Genomic DNA, 18287 nt, shown 5'->3' with positions numbered 1-18287 from the left:
CCTATTTCTTTTCGTTATCCTTTGCTGTTGTGGCTTTATCTGTATTTTTTGCACTGTAATAGTTAGGAGGGAATCCGTTAAGGTTTCGCCATACTTCATACCATACCGGTACATTATCAAGCAATGCGATGGTTTGTGCTCCTGCACCTATACTTAACTGTTCCGGCCAAGCCTGCTCATCGGCATCGGGAGATACAAGTACCCTGTATTTTCCGTTAGGGCTAATAAAGTTTTCTATGGCAACTACACGCCCGCCAAAGGTACCGTATGATATACCCGGCCATCCTGAAAATACAATTGTAGGCCAACCGTCAAACCATACCCTTATTTTAGAACCTTTTTTAATTAACGGAAGGTCAATAGGATCTACAAACGTTTCTACAGCAATATCATAACCTGCGGGCATGATACTCACAACAGAAGTCCCTTCTTTAATCGTTTCTCCAATACCGCTAAGTAAGGCTTTGTTTATATAGCCGTCCTGTGGTGCTTTTATGTAATACAATCCGTTACGTATACTGTAGTTAACATACTGGTTTTCTAGTTTTGTAACCTGGGCATCGGTATCATAAAGGCTACTCATAGCAGTATATTTGTCACTGTTTGCTTTTGCAATCTTTTCGGTATACTCTGCTTTAATACGGTTTATTTCAACACGTGAGTTGATAAGTTCGTTTCGCGAACCTAAAAGTTTGTTTTCCTGAGTTATGATTTTAGCCTGTGCTTCCTGTAATTTAAGACGTTTTTCCTCTACATCGGTTAAGGGTTTCAGTCCGTCTTTATTTAGGGTAACAGCCCTGTCAAACTGGGTTTGTGCAATGGTTAACTGAGTGTTTACCGCTGCAAGGTCCATACTATCGCTTTTTACTTTTAGCTGAGCCTGTTTTATTTTATTGCGTCCCTGTTCCAGTTTAAGGTTTAACTCGTTATTTAGGGAAACTATTTGATTTTCCAGCGCCAGTACTTTTCCGTCATACGACTTACGGGCCATTTTTTTAGCATCTACCTGTTGTTTTGTATTTTCTACAAGATTTGGGTCAAAGTAGTTTTCCTTAACCTCAGATATAAATACAATAGTGTCACCTTTTTTTACAAAATCACCTTCCTGTACATACCATTTTTCAACCCTTCCGGCAATAGCCGAATGAATGGTTTGCGGACGCTGATCGGGCTTTAATGTGGTAACCGAACCAGTACCCCTAATATTTTGAGTCCAAGGTAAAAACAGGCCAATAAAACATAAAAGGCATACAAGTACTATTATCCTGTTCAGGATTTTATAATGAGGCCTGCTGTTAAGTACCTTAATGGTTTCATATCCGGTTGGGTTTTCTACACGTACCGGATTGTTGTTAGATATATTAAGCATTGCCGTTTATGTTTATGTCGTTAATCACTTGTCCGTTTTCCATTTCAATTTGCCTTTTACAGGCTTTTTTCCAGTATTCATCAACCGAAGAAACAACTATTGTCCACTTGTTTTCAGGGCTTACTAAAAAGTCGATTATTTTTTTAGCCGATTGCGGATCCATACTGATAGTAGGTTCTTCCAGGAAAAGAATTTTAGGACGCTTTACAATAGCTCTTGCAATCATTATTTTTTGAATAATTGATCGGGTTAATTGTCTTCCGTCAGCGTTAACAGGAGTGTCCAGTCCCATAGGCAGCCTTTTTGTAGCAGTTGTTAAACCTACGGCATTTAGCGCCCATTTTACATCTTCACCATTTATATTAGGGTTATTGAAAGTAATATTTTCCAGTAATGTCCCTTCAAACGGAGTATCCTCCTGCATTACTACGCCTATATGGCTTTTGTAACACTCACCCTCAGATCTTTTTACTATGTTATCATTAATGTACAATACACCTGAACTTGGAGAAAGGAAACCCGATAGCAGTCTTACTAATGTTGTTTTACCTGAATTGTTAGCACCTGTTATAAATACTTTTTCTCCCTGATTTATTTTAATGTTTACCTTTTTAATAATATCCTTATCATTATCAGGATACCTGTATGTCATATCCTCAGTCTCTAAGGTGTAGTCGGTTTCTACACAATCTATGTTTGTATTTTTTGTACTTCTTTCAATTTCAAGATCGGTCACTACACCTATTTTTTCAACCGCTGTAAGTACATCATAAAGGGTTTCAAATCCTAAAATAAGTTTTTCTACAGAGTTGATAATTAAAAGTATAATAATCTCTGCAGCAACAAACTGACCAATATTCATTTGCTGGTTAAGCACAAGGAAACCTCCAACCGAAAGGAGACCGGCGGTTATAAATACTTTATAGGCGATAAGTTGTGAAAACTGCCTTTTAATCACATTAAAGTGCTTTTCCCTAAAAGAAATGTAGTTGTTAACCAGTTTATCATTTTTATCAAGGGCATATTCAAAATTGTTTCTACGTGAAAAACTGCTTTTGTTTCGTGCTATCTCCTGTAACCAGTAGGCTACCTTATACTTAAAAGTCGATTCTTTTAAACTGGTATTTAAACCATCCTGAAACGAAAACTTAAATATGATATAAAGCAATATAAGCAGCAGTACACCAAATATTATAAAGAATGAATGGTAAAGCGACAGTAGTACCAAACCAAGTCCCACCTGTAATATAGCGGTTGTAAAATCAAGCAATAGTTTTGATGTACCCTTTTGAATGGTTAGTGTATCAAAAAAGCGATTGGCTACCTCTGGAGGATATTTGTCATACAGGGAGTTAAAAGTAAGCTTAGGTAAGCGGTGGGCAAACTCAAAAGAAGACCTGATGAATATTTTTTGCTGAAGGTTCTCTGTTATCCTTAACTGCATTAGGGTAAGTATACCTACCAGTGCCACACCCAGGGTTACAATAATAATAAGTACAATCCAGGAAACACTTATTTGTCCTCCCTGTATAAAATTAACTATGGCCTGTATGCCAAGAGGTAATGACATACTTATTAGTCCTGAGAAAGCTGCATAGAAAACAATCTGGTATATATCTTTTTTATCCAGCTTTAAAAGGTTATAGAAGCGTTTTAATGGGGTCATATATTTTTTTAGTTTAAAACTTTATTAATCAAATCGAGGTAAAAATCACTTGGTGAAATCTCATCACTACAATTGGTGATGGATGTTAGGTGCTGTTTTAAAAAATGCTGATGCAATGCCCCTTCAACTATTGTACTGGCAAGCGAATCAGGGTAGGGGTAACTGCTGTTCACTTCTTTAATTATTCCTGAAATGCGGTGTATTACTCTTTTATAAATTACAAAAAAACCGTTTCTGTTCTCTTCGTCAACCTCCTTGGTAAGTAAGGTTTTGGTGAAGTCAGATATTATTATCTGTTGTAACAGTGCCTCGTTAATATGTTCGGTAGATGCATCATCTTTAGTTTCTTCTGTAAATAATGCAATGGTTTTATTAAGACGGTCTTTAGGACTGGTTAAGTTAGCCGTTTCAAAAACAAGGCGGTATTCCATCCAACTCCAGTACCATGAGGTAAGGTAAACCAACAGTTTGTGTTTGTTTTCAAAATACCTGTATATCGAACTTTCGTTACTTTCAATACGCTGTCCCAGCTTTTTAAAGGTAAATGCCTCAAAGCCTATTTCCTTAATAAGGAGTATACTTTCATTCAATATTTTCTTTCCCAGTGCCGAGCTTTCGGGGTCTTTGAGATAAACATTTTCGTTTATCATAAGCTTTACATTGGATAGTACTATTCTCATTTTTGAGATATTTACATGCAAAAATAATAGTAATACTTTTAAAAATGAATTTTAAATTTAATTTTAACGTTTATTTAGTTGGTTTTGTAAAGGTTAAATGGTTGGAATTGTTTTAATAACATGATTTAAGTTACTCATTTTGATTCAAATTTCTTTACTGTTGCATTAAAATAATTAAGTAATGCACTACTAAATTTATATTTTTGCACCTCTTAAATAATAAATTATGGCTTCAGGTATTTTTGCAGTTTTAGATGATATAGCTGCCCTTATGGATGATGTTGCTGTTGCAAGTAAAGTAGCGACAGAAAAAACGGCAGGTATATTAGGTGATGACCTTACGGTTAATGCCGAGAAGGCTACAGGCTTTGTATCGTCTAGAGAGCTGCCTGTACTTTGGGCTATTACTAAGGGATCGTTTATCAATAAACTGATAATAATTCCTATTGCTTTACTTTTAAATGCATTTTTCCCTATTGCCATCAAAGCAATTTTGGTAATGGGCGGATTCTATCTTGCGTATGAAGGGGTAGAAAAAATAATAGAGTATTTTTTCCATCATTCAGATCATAAAGAAGCTGCCGAACTAAAAGAAGTTGCTCCTGTTGATATGGAGAAAAACAAAATTAAGGCAGCCATTACTACCGATTTTATTCTTTCTATAGAGATTGTGATAATTGCATTAGGTACTGTTTTAGACAAAAGCCTTACCATACAAATTGTAACAGTTACTATTGTAGCGTTTTTGGCAACAGTTGGTGTTTACGGACTTGTAGCTGTTATTGTAAGGATGGATGATACAGGTTATAAACTTATAAAATACTCTAAGGGAAGTAGTTTCTTTACAGCTATTGGTAAAACCTTAATTAAGCTTTTACCTTTAACTATTAGGTTCCTTGCAGTAATAGGTACTATAGCACTTATTTTAGTTGCCGGAGGTATATTTGTTCACAATATAGATTACCTGCACCATATATACCCTGATTTGCCATCTATTGTGAAAGAAACAGCAGCAGGTTTGATTGCCGGTTTGGTAACTGTGGCGCTTATTACCGGTATTAAGAAAGTAATATCACTTTTTAAAAAGAAATAATCATCCTTTTTAACTTTAAGGATTAAACATAAAAAAACATCTAAATCACTATGGTTTAGATGTTTTTTTATTTGGAACAACCTTTAACCTGTCACAGTTTTTCTAAGACTTTAATTTTTTGAATTAAAGCTTCTGATTCCTGAAAATTAAGTGTTTGCTGTCCGTCAGACAGTGCTTTTTCTGGAGACGGATGCACTTCATATATCACTCCGTCTGCTCCGGCAACAATAGCGGCCATTGCAATACCCGGAACATAATCTCTTATTCCCACACCATGAGAAGGATCGGCAAGTACTGGCAAATGCGTTTTATCCTTTAAAACCTGTATGGCATTAATATCAAAGGTATTTCTGTAGCTGGTTTCAAAGGTCCTTATACCTCTTTCACATAAAATAATATCTTCGTTACCGGCACTAAACACATATTCAGCAGAACACAATAGTTCGTCAATACTACCGCTAATTCCCCTTTTTATCATAACAGGTTTATCACTTTCCCCCAATGCATCCAGCAGATTGTAGTTTTGGGAATTACGGGCACCCACCTGAAAAATGTCTATGTACGGATAGAGTTCCTCAATTTGTGAGGCCTGCATTACTTCGGTAATAATTTTGATACCTCTTTTTTTACAGGCGTTGTGAAATAGTTTCATTCCTTCAAGGCCTAATCCTCTAAAAGCATAAGGGGAGCTTCGGGGTTTAAATACACCGCCACGCATTATTTTAATACCTTGTTGTGAAAGGTGTTCGGCAATACTTTCAGCCTGATCTTCGCTTTCAATAGAACAGGGACCTGCTATTATGGTTTTCTCTTTGCCACCAATATATACATCATCCCCTAAGTTTATTGATGTATAGTTGGTTTTCCATTTGCGGGAAACGAGTTTATATTGATCGGAAACACGATGTATATCTTTCACAACCGGTAAATGCCCCAGTTGTCTTATATCTATTTCTTTGTTACCAATACATATAAGGTAATTTTCCCGCTGTGTTTTTACATGGGTCGATTTATACCCCAAACCTGTTATGGTTTCGGTAAGGGAAAGTATGTCTTTTGATTTTGTATTATGTTCTAACTGTAGTATCATGGCTTACTGTTTTAATGAAATGTTTAATTTGTTGTTTGAGCTCTCCCTGTGTAATGGCTTTAATAAATGCTGTACCTATAATTGCTCCGTAAGCATATTTGCCTACCTGTTTTATGTCTTCTTTGTTTTGAATACCAAAGCCCACAATACAAGGATTATTCAGTTTCATGGAACTGATTTTACTGAGGTAGGACTCTCGTTTTTCTGAAAAACCTGTATGCTCTCCGGTTGTTGTCGATGATGATACTACATAAATAAACCCTCCCGAAACAGAGTCGATGTATCTTATTCGGCTGTCAGAAGTTTGTGGAGTAATAAGGAGGATGTTTTTTAGGTTTAACCGTTTAAAATCAGTTTCATAATTCTCCTGATATTCTTCTATAGGCATATCGGGAATTATAAGTCCGTCAATACCAATAGCAGCTATTTTTTCTAAGAAAAGGGTAACGCCATACTGCAGTATAGGGTTGTAATATCCCATAAGCAATACAGGGATAGCGATATGTTCCCTTAGTGTACTTAATTGTTTTAATAACAGTTCAATACACATTCCGTTTTCTATAGCTGTTTTACTACTGTTTTGTATAACGGGACCATCTGCCAACGGGTCACTAAACGGGATACCTATTTCAAGCATATCAACACCATTAGCTTCCAGTTCTTTTGCTATTGTAAGGGTGTCATTAAGACTGGGGTAACCCGCCGTAAAGTATACCGACAGTACGGTTCCCGACTTATATTTAAATAATGAATCAATTCTGTTTTCCATGAGGTAAGTGTTTTGTATAGGTTTCTAAATCTTTATCGCCACGCCCCGATAGGTTAATAACCACTACATCATCTTGCTTAAAAGAGATTTGGTTAAGGCAGGCAAGGGCATGCGCACTTTCCAGAGCAGGGATAATCCCTTCCAGCTTACACAGCTCGTATCCTGCTGAGAGTGCATCGCTGTCAGTTATGGCAATTACTTTAGTCCTGCCTGTTTCGGCTAAATGAGCATGCATAGGACCCACACCGGGGTAATCCAATCCTGCTGATATACTGTAAGGCTCAACTATTTGTCCGTCGCTGGTTTGCATCATCAGGGTTTTGCTACCATGAATGATTCCGGTAGTACCTATAGATATAGAAGCAGCCGTATGATTAGTATCGATACCTTTTCCTGCGGCTTCGGCAGCAATTAGTTTTACATTTGGCTCGTCAATAAAATGATAAAAAGCTCCCGCAGCATTACTACCGCCACCAATACAGGCTATTACATAATCAGGGTTTTCATTTCCTGTTTTTTCTTTTAGCTGTTGTTTGATTTCCTCACTTATTACCGACTGGAATTGGGCTACCATATCAGGGTAGGGATGTGGTCCTACTACCGATCCTATGATGTAATAAGTATCTTCCGGGTTATTGATCCAGTCCCTAATAGCTTCGTTTGTAGCGTCCTTAAGGGTTTTACTTCCGCTAAGGGCAGGACGGACTTCCGCGCCCAGTAAACGCATTTTCTCAACATTAGGAGCCTGTCTTTTAATGTCTGTTTCTCCCATATACACAATACACGGAAGTCCCAGTAAAGCACATACTGTAGCGGTGGCAACACCATGTTGTCCTGCACCTGTTTCGGCAATAATGCGTTTTTTGTTAAGGTGCTTTGCCAGTAGTATCTGTCCTATGGTATTATTTATTTTATGGGCACCGGTATGGTTAAGGTCTTCACGTTTCAGGTAGATTTGCACACCATACTTATGCGAAAGTCTGTTGGAATAGTAAAGCGGACTAGGCCTGCCTACATAATCCCTTAACAGGGTTTTAAGCTCTTCTTTGAATTTATTGTCATTTAGTACCGTCTTATAATTTTGAAGAAGCTCTTCAACGTTACTGTGCAGCAATTCGGGGATATAGGCACCGCCAAAATCGCCGTAAAAACCTTTGTCGTTTATATGATATTGTGTTTTCATACTCTGCTGAATAATTGTTTTAAAAGTGTTACATCCTTTAAACCGTTTGGCTGTTCAAACCTGCTGTTTACATCTATGCCTATGCATTTGGGATGAATAGGAGTTTCAATAAGTGCAGTGGCTGTTTTAAGGTCGAGTCCGCCACTTATTAAAAACGGAGTCTCTAAATCATATCCTTTAAGTAGGTTGTGGTCAAATAGTTTTCCGCTACCGCCATAACTTTCTGTCGATGTATCAAACAGAAATAAGTCGGTTACTCCCTCATATTCCTTACAACTATCGAAATCAAATGAACTGTTTACCCCAAAGGCCTTTATTACAGAAACATGCTTTTGGATTTTGTCACACAGCTCTAACGATTCATCACCATGCAACTGAACGCTATCCAAACCGTATTTTTTAACCAGTTTGATAATGTTTTCTTCTGTTTCATTTACAAATACTCCCACTTTGGTTATAGTTTTTGGGATTTTGGCTATTACTTCCTCATTAATAGTTTGGGTAGCATACCTCTTAGATTCTTTATAAAAAATGAATCCCATATAGTCAGGCTCCAAACCTGCTACCTGTGCTACGTTGCTTGGATCTTTTAATCCACATACTTTAATTTTCATGACTTACAGTTTTAAGGCTTAAAGCATGTTCTACCTGTGAGATAAGTTCGTGACAGGCTTTTTCGGGTTTGGCATGTTTCATAAATTGCTCTCCCATAAGGAAACCATGAAATCCATTTTCTTTGAGTAATAGTATATCGTTAGCTGTTTTAATTCCGCTTTCAGATACTTTTACAACATTATTAGGCAGATGAGACGCAAGTTCCAACGAACGCTCAATATTGACTGTAAAGGTTTTTAAATCGCGGTTGTTTATTCCTAAAACATCTGTTTCCGGTAAGTAATAGTCCAGTTCATTAAGGGTATGAGTTTCCAATAGTACCTCTAAACCAAGTTGATGGGCTAGGGTAGTGAACGTTTTACACTCTTCTTTAGTCAGAACATTTGCCAGTAGGAGTATGGCATCGGCACCAATGGATTTAGCTTCAATAATTTGGTACTCATCAACTATAAAATCTTTCCTTAAAATAGGGCAGTAGTTAAACTTTCGGGCGGTTGTCAAATCACTGTTGTTTCCACCGAAAAAAGCATCATCTGTAAGTACAGATAAAGCACTGGCACCTGCCTGCATATAACCAATAGATGTTTTCTCTACATCTACATAAGGATTTATATTACCTTTAGACGGAGATTTACGTTTAATTTCGGCTATAATACCGACTCTGTCCTTACACTGTAAATAATGTTTTAAGGATACTGTAGGGCTGTTAAAGTAGATACTGTTTTCCAGTAGTTTTATCGGGAAGAGGCTTTTTCTCTCAGCAATCTCTTTCTTTTTATGTTCTATTATTTTATTTAAAATATCCATTTTAATTACTGTTTATAAGTTGTTTAAATGTGCGGTATGCTTTCCCACTTTCTATAATTTCCCTAGCTTGGGCAATACTTGTAAGCCTGTCTTCCCCTGTAGCCGACTCAATCGCTATACCCGCATTTACTGCAATGGCATTGTTTTGTGCAGATGTACCTTCGCCCTTAATGATATTGATGAAAATATCGGCAGCGTCCTTTACACTATGTCCTCCAAATAATGCCTCTGGCGAAGCGGTAGGGATAGTAAGGTCGCGCATACTGATTTGCTCTTCACCTTTACGGCTAAACAGTTTAAAATCGCCCGTGGTAGAGATTTCATCATAACCGTCAATAGAATGTACTATGGCATATTTACATTCCTGTTGTTGTAGCAGGTAGTGGTAGTTACGGCCTATTTCGGCATGGTATACACCAATCATCCTGTTTTCAGGAAACGCCGGATTAATTAAAGGTCCCAGCATGTTGAAAAAGGTTTTTATCCCCAGTTCTTTCCTTACCGGAGCGGCATGTTTTAGTGTAGGATGAAACAAAGGGGCGTGTAAAAAGCAGATGTTATAGTTGTCCATTTGTTTTTTAAGGGTATCAATATCATTAGTGAATGTGTACCCTAAATTCTCCAGTACATTTGACGAACCACTAACAGATGAGACTCCGTAGTTGCCGTGTTTTGCTACAGAAACCCCATAGGTAGCCACTATAAGTGCCGTAATGGTAGAGATATTAAAAGTATTTTTACCATCGCCACCTGTACCGCAAACATCCATTACTTCCTGATCAAAGGAAATGGGAATGCACAGCTGCAACAGGGCATTGCTAAATCCGTTAAGTTCCTCGGTTGTCATACTTCTCATTAGGTATACTGTGATGAACGATGCAATTTGGCTGGGATTTACCTTTCCGGTAGCAATCTGCTCCAGTGCATTGTAGGCTTCGTTGCTGCTAAGCGTTTGATACTGATATAGTTTTTCCAGATATGTTTTCATGTTATTTCATTTAAGTTTAGGCAATAGTTATGCTGGGTGAGTAAATCACCTTTATTTTTTTGGCTGGGCCGATTAGTTATATGGGAGGGTAGAGTTAGGCGCTAAGCCAGCTGTGAAGTATCTGTTTACCGTATTGTGATAGTATAGATTCCGGATGGAACTGCACACCACGAACATCGAGTGTTTTGTGTTTTATGGCCATAATGTTCCCGTTGTCATCTGTAGCTGTGACTTCAAGAGTATCGGGTAAAAAGTTGTTGTCTATGGTCCATGAGTGGTAACGTCCGGCTAAAAAGCTATTAGGACAGTCGTTAAAAATAGTGTCAGGATTAGTGATAGTAATGGTTGTAGCAATACCATGAAATACCTGTTCCTGATTTTTAAGTTTGCCCCCATAAGCCTCACCAATAGCCTGTAGCCCAAGGCAAACGCCAAAAATACTTTTGGTTTTACCGTAGGTTTTAATAATATCGGGTAATAATCCTGCTTCACGGGGAATACCAGGGCCGGGAGACAGAAGTATTTTGTCAAAACGATTGATCTTCTCAAGGGCAATCTTATCGTTTCGATGTACTTCAAACTCCATATCACTTACCTGTTCTACAAGCTGAACAAGGTTGTAAGTGAAGCTGTCATAATTATCTAAAATTAGCAACCGTTTCATCTTCTGTTTTATTAATCATTTTTAAATTATTGTTTGAATTGGCATTTTGAATAGCCTTCCTTAATGCATTTATCTTATTGTTTACTTCCTGTAGTTCACCTTCTTCACTCGATGAATGTACTATACCAGCACCTGCCTGATAGTGCAGTATGTTGTTTTTACTTAAAACGGAACGGATGATAATAGCGTGCTGTGTTTGATTATTAAAGTCGATGTACCCCACACTGCCACCGTAAAAACTACGCCCCGATGTTTCATACTTATGGATAAGCTGCATAGCCTTGTGTTTAGGAGCTCCGCTTAATGTACCTGCAGGAAAGGCATCCAGTAAGGCGTTATATGCCTGATGTTTTTCTCTCAGCTCTCCCGAAACTTCCGACACCATATGAATAACATGGGAGTAGGAGTGAAGTTCTTTATAATAGTTTACAGTAACACCGGTAGCATTTTTACTAAGATCATTACGGGCAAGATCTACAAGCATAACATGTTCGGCATTTTCTTTAGGATCGTTTTTTAATCTTTCGGCAGCAAGTAAATCTTCGGTTTCATCACCACTTCGCTTTACAGTTCCTGCAATAGGGTGTACTGTAAGCTTATTATCTTTTACAATGATTTGAGACTCGGGAGATGAACCAAACAGCTTAAAGCTACCGTAATCCAGGTAAAAAAGATAAGGTGAAGGGTTTATACTACGCAAAGCCCTGTATACGTTAAATTCATCGCCGTTAAAATGCTGGGTAAATTTTCTGGATAGTACCATTTGAAAAACATCTCCGCGCAGGCAGTGTTTTTTTGCAGTACTAACCATGTCTTTGAAACTTTTGTCATCAATTTCGGTTTCTTCAGTGCCTATGGTATAAAAGTCGTATACGTTAGCAGGCTTGTTTACTATATGTGAGCTGATATTGTCAAGGTTACTTTCAGCTGTTTTCTGCTCTGTGTGGTGGGAGAAGATATAAAGTTCGTCATACTGATGATCAAAAACCAAAACATACTGATAAATAGCATAGAAAAGGGTAGGTAAGTTTTCGCCCGATTTACTCAGTTTAATATCTTCGGCATATTGTATTGTGTCATATCCGGTATATCCAAACAGTCCGTTTGAGGTAAAAGGGAAATTGAATTTTTCAACAGAGAAAGACTTGATATAGTTTGAAATGAAGTCGGTAATACTTTGGTTACTGTCAACCTTTTCATTGTCTATGTAAAAGGCTTTATCTTCAATTTGGATACTGGAAAGCGGATTAAGGCAAATGTAGGAGTAACCGTGTTTTCTGTTTAGTATTTCTGAATTTTCAAGCAGTAACGGTTTCTCAAAACTATCCCGTACCCTGAGGTATACCTGTATAGGCGTCAGCGTATCTGACGAGATTTTTTTATAGGATGAATACATCTTTTTTGTGTTCATATTGTAGGATTTAGGAGTGAATTAAAAACAAAAAGCCCGCTGTTAGTGAACAGCGGGCCCGTGTATGTTGGTATCCTTTGAGTATATATAATAACTTAGCTGTTCACAATATTTATTGTAAACCACCACCAGTTGTTATTTAGGATATTTGTTGTCATATTTAATGCAACATTAAAACAAATAAATTACATATCAAAACACTTTATCATTTTTTAATATAAAAAAAGGAATACTTTTATTTGAAAAGGTCGTTTGTAACCTGTTTATTATGAGTTTTTTAAAGCCTCTCTTATTTCGGGTATTTTTATTTCAAAAACTTCAAACAAGCCTATTTTCTCTAAAAGGAGTGCCTGTTCTTTAATGGTATTCATAGTTGTTTTATACTTATTTGAGTTTTTATCAAGGTTTATTACTGCCTTACAGTTTAGGAGAAAAGCACCTATACTTCCTTTTCGTATTTCCTGCCCGTTAATGGTAACCGAGTTTTGATTATTTGGTAAAAGTTCTTCTGCTTTCATTTTTATATTTTTTTAGTTATAAAGCAAAATTCGGTATATGTTATTTTTTAGATGATAACAATTGTTAAGAAGCGTAAACAACTTTTAATGCATATAGAGACTTATTTTCTCCCGGTATACCAATCTTAATATTATCTTTATGGCAAATAAGCATTCATGAACTACATCATACCTGTTGCGATAATTATAATCATCGCACTTTTCTTTATTCTTAAAAAGCCTAAAAAGGCTGTTGTAAAACCTTTTCCGTCACATTGGCATCAATTATTGTTGGATAATGTATTGTTTTACCGAAACCTTACACCCGAGAGACAAACCGAATTTCAAAAGCGTATTATGCAGTTTCTTAGCGAAGTGTATATTGAAGGTGTACAGCTTGAGGTAACCGATTTAGATAAAATACTGGTAGCCTGTAGTGCGGTTATTCCTGTTTTTGGTTTTACCGAATGGCATTATTATAACCTTAGCGGTGTATTGCTGTATCCTGATTACTTTAATGAAGATCTTGAATTTGCCGATACTGCCCAATCACGTAATATAGGCGGACTGGTAGGGACCGGCAGGTTTGAAAACCAAATGATTTTGTCCCGAAAAGCTTTATATCACGGTTTTTCTAATACTACAGATAAAGGCAATACAGGTATACACGAGTTTGTGCACTTAATTGATAAAATGGACGGACTTGTAGACGGGGTTCCCGAAAAACTACTGGGGCATCAATATTCAATACCTTGGTTAGATTTGATACATAAAAAAATGGAAGCCATTAATGACGATAAGTCGGACATACGTGAATATGGAGGTACTAATCAGGCGGAGTTTTTTGCTGTGGCTTCAGAGTATTTTTTTGAACGCCCTGATTTATTAAAACGAAAACACCCTGAGTTGTATAAAATGATGGAAATGTGTTTTAATACAAACAAGTAATAAAAATATTGGGTTGTACCTCATTAAACAGATAATATTAACGATATAAATATTCTGTATTAGTCATTAAATCAGTTAATTATTTTTTGAATAAACAAATGTTTTTGATAAGCTTAAAAGGAAGTCTTTATTTTTAAGGGTTAGGCGCTTAAATTTTAACAGATGTAATAAATAAATTACTATCTTTAAAATTAAATTCCGCTTTAAATTTAGGTATGGTAAAAGTGAATCTTTATCAAAAGTTTATCAGGTATATTGCTTTTGTACTTTGTTGTGTTTCATTATTGGCAATATTAGGCTGGATTTTTCATATAGAAATCTTTACACAGATTCACAGCGAGTTACCTACAATGAAGTTCAATACTGCCTTTTGTTTTTTACTTTTGGCATTTGTTATTTTTTGTACAAGAGAGGGTAGGTGTTCTAAAATTTCAATGGTTTTAAACCTGCTGCTTTTTACTATTGCTTTTGTAACATTTTTGCAGGATGCAGGCGATTTTAACTTAGGAATTGACCAACTTGCAGCTACAGACCATAAAGGTGTTGCTAAAGGAAACCCGACACCCGGAAGGATGTCAATGGCAACTTCATTATGTTTTACCCTTTTAAGTATTTCACTTGGCTTAGTAAGGTTTAATAATGATAAGGCAAAAAGAGGAGCTTCCTATTTGTCCTTAGTAGTAATTGTAATTTCATTTTTTGCTATTGTTACGTTTATATATAACATTCCTACTTTCGATAAAGTAAGGTTTATATCATCAATGGCAATTCATACCGCTATTGGCTTTTTTATTGCAGGGCTTGCAATTACACTAACTATTCCTAAACATGGTATAACAGAGCTTTTTACCAGTAAAAGAATAGGTAGTTTTATGATACGAAGGCTGTTTTTCCAACTTACAGTTGTCAGTTTACTGTTATCATACTTAATATTATATTGCTACAGGGAAGGCTATTTTGCAGCCGATTTCTCTATTGCTATGGTAGCAGTAATTGTAATTTTTGCCACACTTGTACTGCTTGTTGTAGTTTCCCGTAGTATGAATAGTATTGACAGGGAAAAAAGAGCTGCAGAGGAAGAACTGAATATAATCCATATGTACCTTAATACTACGCCCGATCCTTTAATTGTGGTTAATAAACAAGGTACTATTGAACTGACTAATAGTTTGATGTCTGAAGTTTTTGGATATACTGAGGATGAATTGAAAGGCAAAACAATGGATTCTCTTATTCCTGTAAGGTATCATTCCGAATACAAAAAGCATTTGGAATATTATTTTGAGTATATAAATGCTGTAGAAAAAAACGAAAAGGAATACTATAGCTCTTCGGTAATTGAGATTTATGCCAATAAGAGAAATGGTGAAGAGTTTCCCGTAGAAATGACCCTAAACTCAACATGGTCTCCCAGAGGATTCATTACTGTAGCTGCCTTTAGGGATGTTACCCGAAGAGTTAATGCCGAAAATAAGTTACAGGCAGCACTGGAGGCTTCTATTATCGGGATTTGGGATTACGATATTTTACAGGGCGAAGTGTATTGGGATGAAACCATGTACAAGCTTTATGGAACCAGTAATAATATTAAAGAATCTATTTATGAATTATGGACAAAAAGAGTACATCCTGACGATAAAAACAAAATTGAAACCCTTTTAAACGATTCAATAGCCGGACATTCGGTTTATGATACTGATTTCAGGATAGTACTTACAGATGGTACTATACGCCATATAAGAGCAAAAGGTACTGTTTACAGGGACGAGAATAAAAAGCCTGTTCGGATGCTGGGTACAAACTGGGATATAACAGGGCAAAAAACACTTGAAGCATCTCTTATTGAAGCTAAAAAAGCAGCTGAGTCGGCAAGTAAATCAAAATCAGAGTTCCTGGCTAATATGAGCCATGAAATACGTACACCTCTTAACGGGATTATTGGTTTTACAGACCTTCTAATAAAAACACCATTAAACGAAAGCCAGTCTGAATACCTTAAAAATGTCAATAATTCGGCCAATCTTCTGCTCGATGTTATTAACGATATATTAGACTTCTCAAAAATTGAAGCCGGTAAACTGGAACTGCATTATGAGGAGGTAGATGTTTATGAACTGTGCGAACAAACCATTGATGTTATTCGCCACCAGGCAGAACAAAAGAAATTAGAAGTTTTATTGAATATCCCGCCGGATATTCAGCGATATGTGTATGCTGATCCGGTAAGATTAAGGCAAATATTAACCAACCTGTTGTCAAACGCTATTAAGTTTACTCATACAGGAGAGATAGAATTACATTTAGAGTCACGAATAGCCGAGGAGGATGAGAATAAAACATACTTTCAGTTTTCGGTTAGGGATACAGGTGTAGGTATAGCTTCAGATAAGTTGAGTAAAATTTTTGGAGCCTTTGATCAGGAAGACAGTTCGACCACCCGTAAGTATGGTGGTACAGGTTTAGGACTTACCATAAGCAATAAGCTATTGGCTTTAATGGGCAGTAAGCTTAATGTGGAGAGTGAATTAAATAAAGGTAGTGAGTTCTCTTTTGAAGTACAGTTTGAAATCCCTGATGGAAAATTAACTGATAAGACTGCATTTTTCCGCAATGTAAAAAAAGTACTTGTTGTTGATGACAATGAAAGTAACAGGCGTATTTTAGAGGTAATGCTTGCCGAAATGAATATTGAAAGCCTGCTTGCTAATAATGGTATTGAGGCAATGGAATTGCTGGAAAAGCATAAGGATTTTGATTTTGCGATTGTAGATTATAATATGCCTTACATGTCGGGAACCGACCTGATTTCCCAAATAAGAAATACACTCAACCTGTCTGCCGATGATCTTCCTATAATGCTTTTACACAGTACGGCAGATGACGATATTATTTTTAAAGCAATTAAAGATTACAATATTAATTTCAACTATACAAAACCAATACATTCCGGTAAGTTAAAAACCGTATTAGACCGATTAGCTAATTATTCTACAGCTACAGCGGCTACGGTTAATAGTAAAGCTATTTCTTCACAAGATGAGACTGTTTCTTTCTCAGGAGAAAATACAACTATCTTGGTAGCAGAAGATAACCCTGTTAATCAATTACTGGCTCGTGAAATTTTAATGAAAATTGTTCCTGATGCTAATTTGATAATAGCCGAAAACGGGAAAGAAGCCGTAGAGATGTATCAAACCAAAAATCCTGATATTGTTTTTATGGATATTCAAATGCCTGAAATGAGTGGGTTAGATGCTACTAAAAAAATCAGGGAAATTGAAAGCCAACAAGATAAGCATATACCAATTATAGCTTTAACAGCAAGAGTTTTAAACGGAGAGCGTGAAACCTGTATTGAGTATGGAATGGACGATTATCTTTCCAAGCCTATTATTTTAGACAGGGTGAAAACTATAGTAGAAACATATCTTTTAAAATAATATAAAAAACTACTACTAATAATAATTTTGGTTTAGGAGCTATACAGATTAAGTTATGTTAAAAAAGATGACTATTATTTTTTTACTATCATTTTTGTGTTTACCTACCGTACTTTTATCGCAAATACAGCTAATTGATGAAAAAGATTCTATAGCTGTGCCTCATGCACATGTTTTTTTAGATGATGTATTTTATACTTATTCAAAAGAAAACGGAGTTTTTTATATTGATAAAAAACAGATGTTTGATACTTTAAAAATATCGCATTTGTCTTATAAAGACAAACTGATTAGTTATAATGATTTTCAGAATAATGATATAGTTTATTTAGAGCAAAAGAATACAATTTTAAATGAAGTTTTTGTTAATTATAAAAAACAGAAAAAAAGAATAAAAACGATATTCCCGGAAAGAGCAACAAGAGATTATATTCGCGATAAGTATGATATTTTATTAATTGATGATACTACACCTACTATAGGTAGAATAGAAAATTCTGATTCTATAAATATTTCAAGAGCGGTTTATATACCTAATAATGACAGAAAGCATAAGGCACTTATAAGAAAAATAATATTGAAGTCGGTAGATAAGGAAATTGAGAATGATGTACAGTACATTCCTTTCAAAGTAAACCTTATGACCTATGATACCATAACTAATACACCTAAAGATAAAATATTAACTGAAGATCTTACAGTTGGAAAGAAACAGGGAGAAACAGTGGTTATTGATTTATATAAGTGTGAAAACATAGAGCTTCCTGTTAGTGGTATTTGTATTGTTGTATCTGTTTACTCCCAACTACATTATGTGTATAATGATTTTATTGGTCCACCCAGATTTGATGTGGTTTCGATTAAAAAGACATCAGGCGTTCATGAATATTACTTGTATTATTCCCCATTTTGGAAAGAACCTAATTACAGTAAAAGAAGAGAGCAGGTTTTTAATTGGGGAATAGAGGTAGAGTATATTGATTAAATACGGGATGGTAATTTTAGTTTTGAATGCTAAACAATCAAGATGAAGAAATAGAGGTGACAAAATTTTACCGATTTCCATA

General features: G+C 36.0%; 16 protein-coding genes. 4 read left to right on the top strand and 12 right to left on the bottom strand.

What is annotated here, in order from left to right; all coding sequences use genetic code 11:
• Position 1: 1 nt before the first annotated feature.
• From GN157_RS11830 to GN157_RS11820, 3 genes are read right to left on the bottom strand one after another with little or no spacing between them, the layout of a single operon-like run.
• Positions 2-1369: an HlyD family secretion protein gene (locus tag GN157_RS11830; RefSeq protein ID WP_157483599.1), complete on the bottom strand. Its 1368-nt coding sequence runs from the start codon at positions 1367-1369 to the stop codon at positions 2-4.
• Positions 1362-3035 (bottom strand): peptidase domain-containing ABC transporter, encoded by a 1674-nt coding sequence (locus GN157_RS11825; RefSeq protein WP_157483598.1) that lies wholly within the window; start codon positions 3033-3035, stop codon positions 1362-1364. The genes GN157_RS11830 and GN157_RS11825 overlap by 8 nt, the downstream gene beginning before the upstream one ends.
• Positions 3036-3043: 8 nt before the next feature.
• On the bottom strand, positions 3044-3715 hold the full coding sequence (locus tag GN157_RS11820; RefSeq protein ID WP_157483597.1) for a TetR/AcrR family transcriptional regulator: 672 nt from the start codon (positions 3713-3715) through the stop codon (positions 3044-3046).
• A gap of 226 nt (positions 3716-3941) precedes the next feature.
• Here GN157_RS11820 and GN157_RS11815 point away from each other — a divergent pair, with 226 nt between their 5' ends.
• A complete protein-coding gene (locus tag GN157_RS11815) occupies positions 3942-4808 on the top strand; it encodes a DUF808 family protein (RefSeq protein ID WP_157483596.1) in 867 nt (288 codons plus the stop codon).
• 91 nt (positions 4809-4899) lie between these two features.
• Here GN157_RS11815 and aroF read toward each other — a convergent pair whose 3' ends face one another.
• The 9 genes from aroF to GN157_RS11770 all read right to left on the bottom strand — a co-directional run bounded on the left by aroF (position 4900) and on the right by GN157_RS11770 (position 12853).
• On the bottom strand, positions 4900-5898 hold the full coding sequence (gene aroF / locus GN157_RS11810) for a 3-deoxy-7-phosphoheptulonate synthase (protein ID WP_157483595.1): 999 nt from the start codon (positions 5896-5898) through the stop codon (positions 4900-4902).
• Positions 5876-6667, bottom strand: coding sequence for a tryptophan synthase subunit alpha (trpA, locus tag GN157_RS11805; RefSeq protein ID WP_157483594.1), 792 nt, complete (start codon positions 6665-6667; stop codon positions 5876-5878). Before trpA ends, aroF begins: the two co-directional genes overlap by 23 nt.
• Positions 6651-7850: a tryptophan synthase subunit beta gene (gene trpB, locus GN157_RS11800; protein WP_157483593.1), complete on the bottom strand. Its 1200-nt coding sequence runs from the start codon at positions 7848-7850 to the stop codon at positions 6651-6653. Before trpB ends, trpA begins: the two co-directional genes overlap by 17 nt.
• A complete protein-coding gene (locus GN157_RS11795) occupies positions 7847-8464 on the bottom strand; it encodes a phosphoribosylanthranilate isomerase (RefSeq protein WP_157483592.1) in 618 nt (205 codons plus the stop codon). Before GN157_RS11795 ends, trpB begins: the two co-directional genes overlap by 4 nt.
• Positions 8454-9272, bottom strand: coding sequence for an indole-3-glycerol phosphate synthase TrpC (gene trpC, locus GN157_RS11790; RefSeq protein WP_157483591.1), 819 nt, complete (start codon positions 9270-9272; stop codon positions 8454-8456). The genes GN157_RS11795 and trpC overlap by 11 nt, the downstream gene beginning before the upstream one ends.
• A 1-nt stretch (position 9273) precedes the next feature.
• On the bottom strand, positions 9274-10260 hold the full coding sequence (trpD, locus tag GN157_RS11785) for an anthranilate phosphoribosyltransferase (protein ID WP_157483590.1): 987 nt from the start codon (positions 10258-10260) through the stop codon (positions 9274-9276).
• Positions 10261-10354: 94 nt separating this feature from the next.
• Entirely contained in the window at positions 10355-10924 is a 570-nt protein-coding gene (locus tag GN157_RS11780; RefSeq protein WP_157483589.1) for an anthranilate synthase component II, read from the bottom strand.
• Positions 10899-12335, bottom strand: a complete 1437-nt coding sequence (locus GN157_RS11775) for an anthranilate synthase component I family protein (RefSeq protein WP_157483588.1) — start codon at positions 12333-12335, stop codon at positions 10899-10901. Before GN157_RS11775 ends, GN157_RS11780 begins: the two co-directional genes overlap by 26 nt.
• Before the next feature lie 266 nt (positions 12336-12601).
• Entirely contained in the window at positions 12602-12853 is a 252-nt protein-coding gene (locus tag GN157_RS11770) for a hypothetical protein (protein WP_157483587.1), read from the bottom strand.
• A gap of 156 nt (positions 12854-13009) precedes the next feature.
• Here GN157_RS11770 and GN157_RS11765 point away from each other — a divergent pair, with 156 nt between their 5' ends.
• The 3 genes from GN157_RS11765 (at position 13010) to GN157_RS11755 (ending at position 18205) form a co-directional block, all read left to right on the top strand.
• A complete protein-coding gene (locus GN157_RS11765) occupies positions 13010-13780 on the top strand; it encodes a M90 family metallopeptidase (RefSeq protein WP_157483586.1) in 771 nt (256 codons plus the stop codon).
• Between the two features lie 434 nt (positions 13781-14214).
• Positions 14215-17220, top strand: a complete 3006-nt coding sequence (locus tag GN157_RS11760) for a response regulator (RefSeq protein WP_197429442.1) — start codon at positions 14215-14217, stop codon at positions 17218-17220.
• A 67-nt stretch (positions 17221-17287) separates the two neighbouring features.
• Positions 17288-18205, top strand: coding sequence for a hypothetical protein (locus GN157_RS11755; RefSeq protein ID WP_197429441.1), 918 nt, complete (start codon positions 17288-17290; stop codon positions 18203-18205).
• Positions 18206-18287 lie beyond the last annotated feature (82 nt).

Source organism: Flavobacterium rakeshii (assembly GCF_009741375.1).
Taxonomy (GTDB): domain Bacteria; phylum Bacteroidota; class Bacteroidia; order Flavobacteriales; family Flavobacteriaceae; genus Flavobacterium; species Flavobacterium rakeshii.
This window is presented reverse-complemented; position numbering and strand designations above follow the sequence as displayed.